The following is a 14,562-nucleotide window of genomic DNA, read 5'->3' on the forward strand; positions in this document are numbered from 1 at the left end:
AATTATGAGTGAATTATTAATAGAAATTGGTACAGAAGAATTACCTGCTATTCCTTTGCTAAAAGAATTAGCTAATATAGAAAAAAAATGGAACAATGTTTTAGAAGAATACCGCTTGGTAAGTGATTTTAAATTTTATTATACTCCGCGTCGTTTAGTTTTTTTTCATGAAAATTTTGCAGACAAACAAGAAGATAGCTTTGCTGAATTTATAGGAGCACCTAAAAATGTTGCTTATAAAGATGGAGTTTTAACTCCTGCGGGACAAAGCTTCCTGCAAAGAGCAAGGATCAGTGAAAATGAACTCTCTTTTAAAGAAATCAAAGGCAAGGAAGTTTTGTACCATCAAAAAGCTATTAAAGGTTTGCAAAGTCAAGAAATTTTAGGAGAAATGGTAGAAAAATTTCTAAAAAGTCTTAGTTTTGGCAAAAGTATGCGCTGGGGTGCAAATTCTTTTGAATTCATCCGTGCGATCCGTTCTATAGCTTGCATTTTAAATGATGAACTTGTTAATTTTCAAAGCTATGGAGTAAAAAGTACTAAAAAAACTTTCATTCACAGAAGCGTAAGTTATGATTTGCAAGATTTTAACAATGCAAAAGAATATTTTGAACTACTAGAAAAAAACTATATCATCCTTGATCCAATCAAAAGAAAGGAAAAAATACTTGAGCAATTTAAACTCATAGAAAGTCAAAAAAATATACAAATTGGAGAAGATGAAGAGCTTTTAGCTGAAGTAGTTGCTATCACAGAATATCCTAATGCACTTTTAGGAAGTTTTGAAGAAGAATTTTTAGAAATTCCTAGCGAAGTAATCATCACTTCAATGAGAGAAAATCAACGTTATTTTGCAGTTTTTAACGATAAAGGCTTAAGTAATCATTTTATAGTAGTAAGTAATGCAGTATGCAAGGATTATTCAAAAATCATACATGGAAATGAAAGAGTTTTGCGTGCAAGACTTAGCGATGCAATGTTTTTTTATCAAAATGATTTACAAAATGGCTTAAAACCTGAAAAACTTGCCAAAATGACCTATCTTGAAGGTTTAGGCACAATGCAAGATAAAAGTTTAAGAGAGATTAAAATTGCTGAAATTTTATGTCAAATGCTCCATAATGATAAAATCGAAAATATCAGCACAGCACTAAAATACGCCAAAGCAGACTTAGCCACACAAATGGTTTATGAATTTACTGATTTGCAAGGCATTATGGGAAGTTATTATGCGCAAAAAATGGGCTTAGATTATCAAATTTGCTTAGCCATCAAAGAACAATATCTTCCTAATTCCGAACAAGCTCCACTTCCAAGTACAGAATTTTCAAGCATAGTAGCCCTTGCAAACAAGCTTGATACCCTTATAGGACTTTTTAGCATAGGAAAAATTCCAAGCGGAACAAAGGATCCTTATGCCTTAAGAAGAGCTGCCAATGGGATCATTAAAATTGCTTTAAATTTAAATAAAGAATTTGATATCCAAATTTTATTAGAAAAACTTTCAAATCATTATAAAAGCTTTGATATGCAAATTTTAAAAGATTTTATTTTTGAAAGACTTTATACTTTTTATACAGTCAATGCTTCTTTTGTAAAAGCGGTTTTAAGCTCACAAAATACAGATCTTATCCATATCAATCAAAGCGTAAATGCTCTTATAAAACTTAGCAAAAAAGATAATTTTAATGAAAATTTTGCAACCTTTAAAAGACTAGCCAATATCGCCACTAAAAATCCTCATAAAGTTGATGAAAGTCTTTTTGTTCAAGAAGCAGAAAGTAAACTTTACAAAGCTTTTCAAGAAAAAACTAAAGCCAACTCTTTACAAGAAAAACTTGAAAATCTTTTTGCACTTAAGCCTTTTATTGATGAGTTTTTTAATCAAGTGATGATTAATGCTGAAGATGAAAAACTTAAAAATAATCGCCAAGCTTTGGTTTATGAAATTTATGCGGAGTTTTTAAAAATCGCCGATCTTAAAGAGTTAAGCCTATGAAAGCCTTATGGCTTTTTTTAAGCCTTACTCTTTGGCTTTTTGGAGCTCAAAATTTAGAACTCATCAAAGGTCAAGCTTTATTTTTGGAGCTAGATAAGAAAGATTTTTTATCTTTAAAAAATAATGGTAAAAATATTCCCACTTTTACACATCCTAAAAATCAAGAAAAAGTTCTAGCTATTTTTTCCTTACCTTACAAAAATCCCCCGCAAAATACAAAACTTATCGCATTTTATAAAGATAAAAAAGAAGAAATTTTCATAAAAACTTTAGAAGGTAATTATAAAAGTGAAAAATTGCAAGTTGAAAACAAAAAGATTTTTCCACCAAAAACCATACAAGAACGCATCACTAAAGAATTAAAAGAAGCCAATGCGATTTATAGTTCTTATACTCCAAAAGCTTTATTTAACGGTGCTTTTAATATACCTTTAAATTCTTTTATCACAAGTGATTTTGGCAAAGCAAGAACTTTTAATGAAAAAGTAGCAAGTTATCATAGCGGAACGGACTTTAGAGCTGCCACAGGAACACCTATTTATGCAGCCAACTCAGGCATAGTAAAAATTGCAAAAGATCGTTATTTCGCAGGAAATTCAGTAGTCATTGATCATGGTTTTGGAATTTATTCACAATATTATCATCTTTCTAAAATCGATGTTAAAGTGGGACAAAAGATAAAAAAAGGCGAACTTATAGGACTTAGCGGAGCTAGTGGTAGGGTAAGTGGGCCGCATTTGCATTTTGGAATTTTAGCTGGAGGCAAACAAGTTGATCCTTTGGATTTTGTATCCAAATTTAATGCTATTTTTCAATGAAATTTAGTGACTTTTTCCATGCTTGGCTCCATGAAAGCTATTATAAAAATGCTGTAAGTATAGGAAAAAACGGAGATTTTTTTACTGCTGTAAGCGTAGGAAATCTTTTTGGCACACTTTTAGCCAAGCATTTTTTAAATTTAATAGATAAAAAAATTTTACAACTCCCTTTAGAACTTGTAGAAATAGGCGCTAATGAAGGATATTTAAGTCGTGATTTTTTATCCGCTTTGCTTGAATTAAGACCTGAAATTTTTTCTCAAATTTCTTTTTTCGTCATAGAACCGCATGAAAAATTAAGAACTTTACAAAAAAAGACTTTAGAAGGAGTGGAATTTACTCACAAAAATAGTCTTAAAGAATGCCATTTTAAGAACGCTTTTTTCTTTTGCAATGAACTTTTTGATAGTTTTGCTTGCGAACTTATAGATCATGATAAAATGGCATTTGTAGAAAATTTTAAACTTATTTTTAAAAATATGGATGAAAATTTAATCACAAAATGCAAAGCTTTAAATCTTAAAAAAGGTGAACTCAGTTTAGAGCTTGAAAATTTTTTTAAAGATTTAAACCAAACTTGTGAGAGATTTATATTTGCGGGATTTGACTATGGAACTTTAAATCCACAAAGTTTTAGCTTAAGAATCTATCAAAAGCACGAAGTTTTTAGCCCTTTTGAAGTATCTTTAAAAGATTTTTTCGGCAAAAGCGATCTAACTTATAATGTCAATTTTACTCATCTTCAAAAACTCATCAAAGAATATGATTTTAAACCTTTAGCTTTTAAAAAACAAAGTCTTGCTTTCATGGATTTTGGTTTTGAAGATTTATTAGAATACGCAAAAAATAAAAACATTAAAACTTACGAAAGTTTTTTATCTCAAGCTAAAATTTTATTTTTTAATTTTGATGAAAAATTTCATTTTTTCGAATTTCAAAAAAACTAAAATTTTATATTTTTCATACTTGCTAAACAAACCCCCTCTCTTAAACCCTCATCAATGACTAGAAGTTTATGTTTATCAAACAAAGCATAAAACAGCAAACAACCTGCACTCAAATAATTTTTTCTCATCGTGCCTACTTCTTTTATAGCTTTTTTTTCTTCCATATGAAAAAGTTTAATAGCATAATTTAAAAAATCCTTATGGCAAAGTTTTTTACCATTTACTCTACTTGCTTCATACTTTTCATAGCTTATATTTTGTTTTAATGCGCTAAGTGTGGTAGGAACTCCGGAATTTAAAACCACCGTTTTAGCCCCTAAAGAACGAAGTTCCTTTTTAATCATAGCCACCTCATCAAAAGCCCTAAAAGCTAGATGCTTTAAATAGGGATTTGCAATTAAAAAATGAATTTTAAGTTTTTTATCTTTAATATTTATGATAAATTTAGGATATTTTTTTATTAATTTTTTATAAGAAATACAAGATTTATAATAAGAATGGTAATTTTTTTCATAAAAACTAATAATACCAAAATCAAAACTTTTAAAACTTTTTCCAAAAGAAAGCTCACAAGAAGCCCCTCCTAAATCACAATACGCAAACTCTCCCCAAATTTTAAGCCTTCTTAAACCTGATTGCATACCTAAAACACTGATCTTAGCTTCACTTTTGGCATCTATAAGCTTAAAATCAATCCCAAATTCTTTTTTTAAATGGGCAAAAATTTCATTTGTATTACTTGCCTTTCTAAAAGCTGCAGTCGCTACAGCTCTCGCTTTGCTTAAATCTTGCTCTTTAGCTAAAATACTCAAAGTATTTTTTAATCTTTGTATGGCTTCTTTAGAAATTTCTCCACTTTGATTTAGATTTTTCGCTGCCCCAATAACAAATTCATATTCTTTTAATTTATTTAATTTTTCATCCATTTGTACTGCTCTTAAAGTATTTGAACCAAGATCTATACCTAACATGACTTTCCTTATTTGATTTTATAGTATAATAGCAAAAAAGTTCTAAAGGAAAAATATGCTTTTAGGTGTAAATATCGATCATATTGCAGTGTTAAGACAAGCTAGAATGGTAAATGATCCTGATCTTTTAGAAGCTGCTTTTATAGTAGCTAGACACGGAGATCAAATCACTTTGCATGTAAGAGAAGATCGCCGTCATGCTCAGGATTTTGACTTGGAAAATATTATAAAATTTTGCAAAAGCCCTATCAATTTAGAATGTGCTTTAAATGATGAAATTTTAAATTTAGCTCTTAAACTCAAACCTCACCGCGTTACTTTAGTGCCTGAAAAAAGAGAAGAGCTTACTACAGAAGGGGGGCTTTGTTTAAATCATGCTAAATTAAGACAAAGCATAGAAAAACTTCAAAATGCAAACATTGAAGTTTCACTTTTTATCAATCCTAGTTTAGAAGATATAGAAAAATCAAAAATTTTAAAAGCCCAATTCATAGAGCTTCATACAGGACATTATGCGAATTTGCACAACGCACTTTTTAGTAATATCTCTCATACTGCTTTTGCCTTAAAAGAACTCAATCAAGATAAAAAAACCTTGCAAGCTCAATTTGAAAAAGAATTACAAAATTTAGAACTCTGTGCCAAAAAAGGCCTAGAACTTGGCTTAAAAGTAGCCGCGGGACATGGTTTAAATTACAAAAATGTAAAACCCGTAGTAAAAATTAAAGAAATTTGCGAGCTAAATATAGGACAAAGCATTGTAGCAAGATCTGTATTTACAGGACTTCAAAACGCTATTTTGGAAATGAAAGAACTTATTAAAAGATGAAAAAACTAGCCATTAGTATAGGCGATATAAACGGCATAGGACTTGAAATTTTAGTGCGTTCTCATGAAGAACTAAGCAAAATCTGCACACCTTTTTATTTTATCCACGAAAGCTTGCTTGATAAAGCTTCAAAACTTTTAAATTTAAAACTTTTTAATGCAAAAATCGTAGCTTTTAAAGATGGAAAAGACTATGAGTTTAATTTTGTAAAAAAAGAAAATTCTCTTGAAATTTACTCTTTCTACCTTCCTTTAGGCTTTAAAGTGGATGAAAATTTTGAAATCAAAGCCGGAGAAATAGATACAAAAAGTGGACTTTATGGTTTTTTAAGTTTTAAGGCGGCAAGTTATTTTGTCTATGAAAAACACGCCCATGCCTTGCTTACTCTACCTATACACAAAAAAGCTTGGGAAGATGCAGGACTTAAATACAAAGGACACACCGATGCTTTAAGGGATTTTTTTAAAAAAAATGCCATTATGATGTTAGGTTGCAAAGAACTTTTTGTAGGGCTTTTTAGCGAACATATACCTTTAGCTAAGGTGAGTAAAAAAATCACTTTTAAAAATTTAAGTATCTTTTTAAAAGATTTTTACAAAGAAACACATTTTAAAAAAATGGGGCTTTTAGGTTTTAATCCTCACGCTGGAGATTATGGAGTTATAGGTGGAGAAGAAGAAAAGATCATGGAAAAAGCTATAGCCTTTGTTAATGCCTTTTTACACTCTAAAAAAGATGAAAAATTTTTCAAAAAAGCCTTAAAAGATGAAAATTTACAAAAAGAATTGCTTTTAAATTTTAAAGGCAAGGGCGTTTATCTACCCTATCCTTTAGTGGCTGATACAGCTTTTACTAAGACTGGTTTAAAAAACTGCAATCGTTTAGTGGCTATGTATCACGATCTTGCCCTTGCTCCTTTAAAGGCCTTGTATTTTGATAAAAGCATCAATGTAAGTTTAAATTTACCTATCATACGCGTTAGCGTTGATCATGGCACGGCCTTTGATAAGGCCTATAAAAATGCTAAAATCAACACTAAAAGTTATTTTGAAGCGGCTAAATTTGCAATCAATTTACATTCTAAAGCTTAAATTTAGCCCTAGAATCAATCAAATCTTCTTTAGCTAAGCTGTCTATAAAATCTTGCAAATCTTTATTGGTATTTAAACTTTGAGTGAGTAAATTTTCATATTTATCAACTTTATTTTTAAAAATTTGCTCTAAAACTTCTTTAGTCTTTGTATCTTTTTTTGCTCTTTGCATAAGTTCTAATAAAACCTTAATATAAGCTTCTTGCATGCAATCACTTGCATTGAGTAAAGATAAAATAGGATTTTCCCCTGCTTTTGTATTTTGCATATTTTTTATACAAATTTTTCTTTCTTTAAGCATCTTTTTTGAAATGGCTTTAAAATCTTTTTTCATCTTTTTATCTGCTTTTTTTGAAATATTTTGATATAAACTACTATAGATGTTATCTACTAAAGCAAGTTTTTTATTATCAAATTCATTACGCACACCAATTTTATTGCATATCATAAGTTCATCATCACTTTTGCCATCATATTTGATTTTAGAGCAATCAAAACTAGGTTTTACTTCATCTTTATAAATAAGCTCATCAAAACTCAAAGCCCCTAAACTCGCCAAACTTAAACCAAGCAATAAAATAATTTTTTTCATTATTTACCTTTAAAATTTTTATTTTATTTTAACAAAAATATTTTGAATTTTTTAAGGAAATTAAGCCTTTATTTTATTATAATGCGTTTTTATTTTTTATAAGGAACTTAAAATGCAAAATTACAAAAAAGCTCTTTTTGCACTAGCTCTTAGTGCTTTTTGTATGGGCGTAACTGAATTTGTTATGGCAGGAGTTTTGGTTGATGTTGAAGCGTATTTTAGCGTAGATGCAAAAACCGCGGGCTATCTTACAACCTTATATGCTATAGGTGTTGTTATAGGTGCTCCTCTTATCACCATACCTTTAAGTCGTTTTCATAGACATACACAACTTTTAATCAATCTTGGAATTTTTGCTTTAGCAAATTTCATCATCTTTTTTAGCCAAAATTTCTATCTTACTGCTTTTGCACGCTTTATAGCAGGAACACAACATGGGGTATTTTTTGTCATTGCCACCTTAGCTGTAAGTGCTATAACTCCAGATGATAAAAAATCAAGTGCTCTAGCTATAATGGTCACAGGGCTTACTGTAGCCTTAGTTACTGGAGTGCCGCTTGGAACTTTTATAGGGCATTATTTTGGCTTTAAATTTATCTTTTTACTCATTTTTATCATTACAAGCCTAGCATTTTTTGGAGTATGGCATATGATGCCCAAAAATTTACATCCTAGCCCAACCAGTCTTAAAAATCTAATCCCTGCTTTTTCTCATCAAAATTTGTTAAAAACTTATACTATAACCATTTGTAGTTGTGGGGCTCAATTTGTTCTTTATACTTATTTGCAAAAAATACTTGTAGAAATAAGCGGTTTTAAAGTCCAAGATACAGCTTATATCTTGCTTTTATATGGAATTTGTGCAATTTGTGGGAATTTATGGGGCGGAAAAATAGTAGATAAAAAAGGTGCTATTTTTTCTTTGCGTCTTATTTTAAGCATACAAGTTCTAGTATTTTTAAGTGTATTTCTCACCATGCATTCTAAAATTTTAATCATTTTTAGCGTAGCTTTGATAGGATTTTTTGCCTTTTCAACCATACCTGCACTAAAAATGCTTAGCATTACTAAAGCTAAACGCCATACTTATAAAGTCATAGACAGTACAGTAAGTGTGAATGAAGCAGCTTTTAATGTAGGCATAGCTTTAGCAAGTTTTTTAGGTGGGATTGTTTTAGCAAGATTGGGTATAGAATTTAATGCTTTATTTTCAGCACTTTTTGTAAGCCCTGCTTTGATTTTTGCCTTGCTTTTTGCCAAAGATAAATTAAATTATAAAAAATTTCAAAGAAAAAGTTTTACAAAGGTATAAATTGGAATAGAAATTGCTTGCTTATTTAATGTAAAGTTAAATAAAGGAGGAGAAAATGGTAGTAGATAATACTCAAAAAACATCAAATGCTATCTTTAGCACCACAACTAAAGTTAAAGAAAAAAATACTTCGGCAGATGAATTTCAAGCCACATTAAATGAAGTAAAAAACAAAGAAGAAAAGGAAGATAAAAAAACAAACTCAAGCAAATTTACTAACGAAGACATTGATCTTGGTGCTGTTAGAGAAGATTTTAGATCTTATGCTTGGCAAAAAATGAGAGAAGATCAATACAAAAAAAATGAGGAAACTTTGCTAAATAAGCTTTTTACTACAATTGACGCAGGAAATGCCACAAACAATACAAAGGCTTAATATACAAATCAATCAAAACTCAAACTACATAAACGAGAATTCCAATAATTCTCGTAAAATTTCTAATAACTCTGGATAAAATGAAAAAATTTATTATTTCCTCTATATGAAGAAAATATAGAAAAATTGACCAATTTAATTTATCAAATTCTGTTATAATTTTGCTAAAAACAAAGGAAAATAATGATTTTTATCGATGCTTGCTTTAAAAAACCTACACCCTACACCCCTATTTGGATGATGCGTCAAGCAGGAAGGTATTTGCCAGAATATATGGAAGTAAGAAAACAAGCGGGTGATTTTCTCTCTTTATGCAAAGACTATAAAAAAGCTTCTGAAGTTTCTTTACAGCCTATTGATATTTTAGATGTAGATGCAGCAATCATTTTTTCAGATATCTTAGTTGTTCCTCTTGAAATGGGTATGAATTTACGTTTTGAAAAAGGAGAAGGGCCTGTTTTTGATAATCCTATTTCAACCCTAGAAGATTTAGAAAAACTTGACGATCAAAATGCACATAAAAAATTAAATTATGTCTATGATGCCTTAAAGCTTACAAGAGAAAAATTATCTCAAAACAAGGCTTTAATAGGATTTTGCGGAAGCCCTTGGACTATAGCTACCTATATGATAGAAGGAAGTGGAAGTAAAAATTATGCAAAGTGTAAAAAAATGCTTTATCAAAACCCAGAACTTTTACATAAAATTCTAAACAAACTAACTCAAGTTTTAAAACTTTATTTAGAAGAGCAAATTAAAGCAGGTGCTAATGCTATACAAATTTTTGATAGCTGGGCAAGTGCTTTAGAATATGATAAGTTTTTTGAATTCTCTTTTAATTATATGCTTGAAATTTCAAATTTTATTAAAAGCAAATACCCAAATATACCTGTAATTTTATTCCCTAAAGGCATTAGCGGTTATTTGGATAGAATCGATGGTAATTTTGATGTTTTTGGAGTTGATTGGAGCACTCCGCTTGATTTAGCACGTGATAAACTATCGCACAAATACACTCTTCAAGGCAACATGGAACCTTGTAGACTTTATGATAAAAATGCCATCAAAGAAGGAGTCGGAAAAATACTAAAAACCATGCAAAATAAAGCTCATATTTTCAACTTAGGACATGGGATCTTGCCTGATATTCCTGTTGAAAATGCAAAATATTTTATCAAGCTTGTACAAGAAAGTTCAGCTAAATGAAAATACTCTTTGGTCCTGTTAGCTCAAGGCGTTTTGGAAGATCTTTGGGTATAGATTTAAGCCCTAGTAAAAAACAATGCAATTTTGATTGTGTTTATTGCGAGCTTGATCCAAAAAAAGCCCAAGAAAAACAGGATGAAATTATCAGCATAGATAAAATTATCTCCGAAGTTAAAGTTATGCTTGAAAAAAATGTTGAATTTGATTTTCTTACCCTTACTGCCAACGGAGAGCCTAGTCTTTATCCTTATTTAAATGAGCTTATTTTATCTTTACGCAGCATTGCTAAAGATAAAAAATTGCTTATTTTAAGCAATGGTACAGCTGTATTAGATGAAGACAAATTTAATGCTTTGCTAAAACTAGATGTGGTCAAATTTAGCCTGGATAGTGCAGTTGCTAAAACTTTTTATCGTATTGATAGAGCTTTAAAAAACATTGACTTAGAAAAAATGATAGAAAAAATGGCAGATTTTAGAGCTAGGTTTAATGGAGATTTGATTATGGAAATTCTAGTTGTTAAAGATCTTAATGACAACGAAGAAGAATTTGAAGCACTTAATCAAGCTTTAAAAAAAATCATGCCTTTAAGAGTTGATCTAAGCACCATAGATAGACCTCCTGCTTATGCTGTTAAAAAAGTAAGCGAAGAAAAACTTTTAGAACTTTCTAAACTTATAGATTCTACTCCCGTACTCTTAGCCAAAAGACATTATGAAGGTGAAAAACTAAGCTTCAATGAAGAAGAATTATTAAAAATGCTTCATTTGCGCTCACAAAGCGAAATAGACATTGAAGTGAAATTTGATGAACAATCCAAAACTCTCTTAAATCAACTTATCAAAGAAAAAAAGGTAAAAATTCTCGATTTAGCTGGAGTTAAATTTTATAAAGTTTAGGCCTTTGGCAAATACTTTCTAAGTAAAGTTATAAGATCATTTCTACTTACATCACTTAAAACTTCGCTCACACAATCAAAATCCCTAACTTTTTCCTTTGAAAAAAAGATGATATGGCTTTGTGGATGCTGTTTTTTATAAGCACTTAGCAAATTTCTCATTTGCTCAAGATCAAATTTAATTAATTCATAATCAAGTAAAATCAAACGATAAGTCTCCTTGCTTAATTCTTGTTTTAATTGACTAAAAGAATTTATACATATATTTTTATCACATTGTTTTTCTATTATATTAAAAAACAAGGTTGCATCAAAATCATTTTGTTTAAAAAGCAATACATTATTTTGATAAGGGGTTTTAAATTTTAAAGTGCAAACCTTATCAAGCTTGTTTTGCAAAATATTTTCAAGATCTTTTTTTTCAAAAGGTAAAGTTAAAAAATACTCATAATGTGTATTTTTATGCCGACCCATCACTATAAAATCATAATTTTTCTTTACATTTTTATTGAAAATTTTATCCTTGATAAAAATCAAATGAAAGTCATTAACATCAAAACTTAAATTTTTAAAACAAGTGCTTTCTATGCCAAAATACGAAAGTAAATTTGCAAGTAAAAAATTCTCAAGCTCATCATTATTAACTATGGCCACACTTGCTTCAAATTGCAAAACCTTTCCATGAGATGTTCCTATAATGCTTTTATGATGCTCTAAAGCCTCATTTAATTCTAATCTAATTTGATCTTTTTGAGAATTTAAGGCATTTAAAATCAAAGAATTAATTTCTTTATTATACCCTTCATTTAAGCAACGCATTGCATTAGATATATTTACAAGCTGATATAAATTTTCCTCCAATAAATGCAAATATCTATCTTTTTCATGGGATATTTTAGTTAAATTTTGGCTCGTAGTTTCAAATTTTTCCTTTAACAAATCAAGCGCACTATCAACATCAATCTTTTTTTGAAAATTTAAAAAATCATTTTGCATGCAAAAAATTTTTTGATATATTTTGTTTATATTTCTATTTTGCCTAAAAGCAAAAATAAAAAGTGTTAAAGATAAAACAAAAATGCTAGAAAACATACCTATTTTCAGTTGTTCAGTAACACTATCAAGCTTTGAGATATCAATACTTAAATACGCTAAAATTAGATTAAAAATAAAAATTATCCCTGCTAATATCAAATCAATTTTCCTTTATCTTTTGCGCCGCTTTCCTGCCTACAAGCATTGTAAGATCTTTAAAATCAGCCTTATATATAGATTCAAAATTTCCATAATACGCTAAAAGTTTTTGTATAACCCCTGAACTAAGTCCTAAATTTACAAGCTTAGAACTATTCAAGTCCTGTTTTTTCTTAGTATTTTGATGAAAGCTGATAGCAAAACGGTGTGCTTCATCTCTTAATTTCTGTAAGAATTGTAGTTTTTTATCGTTAATGCTTAGACTAAATTCTCCTTTTAAGGAATGAATTTTATCCTTAGCACCCCCTTTAGCTCTATGTGCTTTTGCATCGATTTTTTCTTTTGAAATAGCTAAAATATCGACATTTGCCCCACTACTTACAATGATTTCTTTAGCCAAATCAAGCAAAGCCTTTCCCCCATCTATAAGCCATAAATCAGGAGGAGGTATTTTATCAAAGTCCAAAGCTCTACGCGTTAAAACTTCACGCATTTGATCATAGTCATTTTTATGTTTTAAATGAAATTTTCTATATTTTGACTTATCCCAAGAATTTATTCTATAAGTTACCATAGCTCCAACATTTGCCACGCCTTGCAAATGAGAATTGTCAAAAATTTCTATATCATTTGGTAAATTTTCAAGCTCAAAATAAAACTTTAATTCTTTTTGTATAGTAAAATCATGATTTTTTTGCTCTTTTTCTATATTTAAAAGGGCATTTTGAAAAGCCAAATCACAAATTCTTCTTTTTTCTCCTATTTTAGGGATTTTAATACTGATTTTTTTATCAAACCTTTGGCTTAAAATTTCTTCTAAAAGCACTCTATCTTCAAATTCTTCATAAACATAAATAACATTTGCAAGCAAAGGAATATCCATGCTAAAATTTTCTAAAATCAGTTGCTTATAAATTTCATTTTGATCCCATTGTATATCATTTCTTATAGGAGTAATCTTAGAATTTGCACTGATAATTTTTCCATTTTGCACCACAAAACGCAAGGTTGAAAGCACGGAATTTTTAAAAGCTAAAGCAAATACTTCAAAATCTTCTAATTTCGCAATATCTATTTCAACCTTAACTTCCAAATCTTTAATCATTGCAATCTGATCTCTTACTTTAGCTGCTTCTTCGTAATTTTCATTTTGTGCTAAAACAAGCATTTGTTTTTCTAAGTTTTTAAGCAAAACACTAGGATTTAAAAGTGCGTGTATAGCCTCATCTAAAATTTCAAGGTATTTTTCCCTGCTGATGAGTTTATCACAAGGTGCAAGACAACGAGAAATTTGATAAAAAATACAAGGGGATTTACAACTTGCTTTTTGCTTTAAAGGATAGTATAAATAAAGCGCATCTAAAAGCTCTCTAGCGCCTTTAAAAAAAGGGCCAAAATATTTAATTTTGCTTTTTTTTACTAATTTTCTAGTGATCTCAAAGCGTGGAAATTCTTCTTCAAAATCCACATAAATATAAGGATAAGTTTTATCATCTCTTAGCAAAATATTATATTTTGGATGCAGTTGTTTGATAAAAGAATTTTCTAAAATCAAAGCATCAGCCTCTGAATTAGTAGCAATAAATTCCAAATGCACTGTTTCTTCAATCATTTTTTGAATTCTTAAAGAATTTCTTGGATTTGCATGTAAATTTGGAGTAAAGGCAAAATAAGATTTGACACGATTTTTAAGATTTTTAGCCTTGCCTACATATAAAAGCTTTCCTTCTTGATTGAAGTATTGATACACTCCAGCACTATTGGGAAGAGTTTTTAACTCATTTTCTAAATTCTCTTTAATCAAGATTAGAACCTTTTTTTATAAGCTCTCTTAAATCTTCAAATTTCTTAAATAATTTTTTATCTTCAAAGCAATTTTTAAATTCACCCTTAGAAAGCTCCAAATAAGAATTTTTAGAGAGTTTTTCATCATTTTTGTTTTTATTTACCGTATAAGTGTATTTTTGAGAAAAGATTTTTATATCTTTTATATCAACAAATCCACTTAAAGGATATTTTTGTCCATATGCTTTTATGAGAAATTTAATATAAATTTTGCTATCATCATGATTTAATTCTTGATAAGCTGCTGGATGTAAGGTTATTATATTTAAAATATGATTTTTTACATAAATTTTGGCAATCAAACGTTGCTTAGCAAGCGGAAAAGAACTTAAAAAATCTTTGCAAAAAAATAAGGTTTTTAAAGGCTTATAATGAGGTTTATCCATCAATTCATTAATAACAGCACTAGCGTTTTTAGTCATCTTAATATTATTTCTTTTTCCCATAAGATGATTTTAGCATTTCTTTTCTTAATTTTCTTCTG

Annotated in this window: 14 protein-coding genes; 9 read left to right on the forward strand and 5 right to left on the reverse strand. The window is 29.3% G+C overall.

Translation table 11 applies throughout. From position 1 onward, the window contains the following. Positions 1-4 precede the first annotated feature (4 nt). The 3 genes from glyS to FBF11_RS06050 are packed head-to-tail and all read left to right on the forward strand — an operon-like array spanning position 5 to position 3,764. Positions 5-1,999 (forward strand): glycine--tRNA ligase subunit beta, encoded by a 1,995-nt coding sequence (glyS, locus tag FBF11_RS06040; RefSeq protein WP_002871669.1) that lies wholly within the window; start codon positions 5-7, stop codon positions 1,997-1,999. Continuing rightward, positions 1,996-2,817 (forward strand): M23 family metallopeptidase, encoded by an 822-nt coding sequence (locus FBF11_RS06045; protein ID WP_002868558.1) that lies wholly within the window; start codon positions 1,996-1,998, stop codon positions 2,815-2,817. The genes glyS and FBF11_RS06045 overlap by 4 nt, the downstream gene beginning before the upstream one ends. Then, positions 2,814-3,764: an SAM-dependent methyltransferase gene (locus FBF11_RS06050; RefSeq protein ID WP_002868557.1), complete on the forward strand. Its 951-nt coding sequence runs from the start codon at positions 2,814-2,816 to the stop codon at positions 3,762-3,764. Before FBF11_RS06045 ends, FBF11_RS06050 begins: the two co-directional genes overlap by 4 nt. Here the strand turns inward: FBF11_RS06050 and FBF11_RS06055 are convergent. Further along, a complete protein-coding gene (locus FBF11_RS06055; protein ID WP_052798678.1) occupies positions 3,761-4,735 on the reverse strand; it encodes an exopolyphosphatase in 975 nt (324 codons plus the stop codon). The genes FBF11_RS06050 and FBF11_RS06055 overlap by 4 nt on opposite strands. 55 nt (positions 4,736-4,790) lie before the next feature. Between FBF11_RS06055 and FBF11_RS06060 the strand changes: the two genes are divergently transcribed. Both FBF11_RS06060 and pdxA read left to right on the forward strand, forming a co-directional pair. Next, positions 4,791-5,564: a pyridoxine 5'-phosphate synthase gene (locus FBF11_RS06060; protein ID WP_002868556.1), complete on the forward strand. Its 774-nt coding sequence runs from the start codon at positions 4,791-4,793 to the stop codon at positions 5,562-5,564. Next, the gene (gene pdxA / locus FBF11_RS06065; RefSeq protein ID WP_002867362.1) at positions 5,561-6,655 is read left to right on the forward strand and encodes a 4-hydroxythreonine-4-phosphate dehydrogenase; all 1,095 of its coding nucleotides are present in this window, start codon (positions 5,561-5,563) and stop codon (positions 6,653-6,655) included. Before FBF11_RS06060 ends, pdxA begins: the two co-directional genes overlap by 4 nt. Here pdxA and FBF11_RS06070 read toward each other — a convergent pair. After that, positions 6,645-7,247, reverse strand: a complete 603-nt coding sequence (locus tag FBF11_RS06070) for a hypothetical protein (protein ID WP_002853942.1) — start codon at positions 7,245-7,247, stop codon at positions 6,645-6,647. The two genes, pdxA and FBF11_RS06070, sit on opposite strands and share 11 nt — an antisense overlap. A 112-nt stretch (positions 7,248-7,359) precedes the next feature. Between FBF11_RS06070 and FBF11_RS06075 the strand changes: the two genes are divergently transcribed. From FBF11_RS06075 to FBF11_RS06090, 4 genes are all read left to right on the forward strand, one after another. Next, the gene (locus FBF11_RS06075; RefSeq protein ID WP_002853994.1) at positions 7,360-8,559 is read left to right on the forward strand and encodes an MFS transporter; all 1,200 of its coding nucleotides are present in this window, start codon (positions 7,360-7,362) and stop codon (positions 8,557-8,559) included. 55 nt (positions 8,560-8,614) lie between these two features. Beyond that, the gene (gene ciaC, locus FBF11_RS06080; protein ID WP_002853224.1) at positions 8,615-8,935 is read left to right on the forward strand and encodes an invasion antigen CiaC; all 321 of its coding nucleotides are present in this window, start codon (positions 8,615-8,617) and stop codon (positions 8,933-8,935) included. Between the two features lie 183 nt (positions 8,936-9,118). After that, positions 9,119-10,141: a uroporphyrinogen decarboxylase gene (gene hemE, locus FBF11_RS06085; RefSeq protein ID WP_002859305.1), complete on the forward strand. Its 1,023-nt coding sequence runs from the start codon at positions 9,119-9,121 to the stop codon at positions 10,139-10,141. Continuing rightward, a complete protein-coding gene (locus tag FBF11_RS06090; protein WP_002853556.1) occupies positions 10,138-11,040 on the forward strand; it encodes a radical SAM protein in 903 nt (300 codons plus the stop codon). The genes hemE and FBF11_RS06090 overlap by 4 nt, the downstream gene beginning before the upstream one ends. Here the strand turns inward: FBF11_RS06090 and FBF11_RS06095 are convergent. Genes FBF11_RS06095 through FBF11_RS06105 form a run of 3 tightly spaced genes read right to left on the reverse strand, consistent with a single transcriptional unit; the run spans position 11,037 to position 14,524 of the window. After that, the gene (locus tag FBF11_RS06095) at positions 11,037-12,233 is read right to left on the reverse strand and encodes a hypothetical protein (RefSeq protein ID WP_002854153.1); all 1,197 of its coding nucleotides are present in this window, start codon (positions 12,231-12,233) and stop codon (positions 11,037-11,039) included. The genes FBF11_RS06090 and FBF11_RS06095 overlap by 4 nt on opposite strands. 1 nt (position 12,234) lies before the next feature. After that, positions 12,235-14,037 carry an excinuclease ABC subunit UvrC gene (uvrC, locus tag FBF11_RS06100; protein WP_002875857.1) on the reverse strand — a complete coding sequence of 601 codons (1,803 nt, stop codon included), beginning with the start codon at positions 14,035-14,037 and terminating at the stop codon, positions 12,235-12,237. Beyond that, positions 14,030-14,524 carry a hypothetical protein gene (locus FBF11_RS06105; RefSeq protein ID WP_002867358.1) on the reverse strand — a complete coding sequence of 165 codons (495 nt, stop codon included), beginning with the start codon at positions 14,522-14,524 and terminating at the stop codon, positions 14,030-14,032. Before FBF11_RS06105 ends, uvrC begins: the two co-directional genes overlap by 8 nt. Positions 14,525-14,562 lie beyond the last annotated feature (38 nt).

Origin of the sequence: Campylobacter sp. CFSAN093224 (assembly GCF_012897395.1) — a bacterium.
In the GTDB taxonomy this organism is placed as follows: domain Bacteria; phylum Campylobacterota; class Campylobacteria; order Campylobacterales; family Campylobacteraceae; genus Campylobacter_D; species Campylobacter_D jejuni.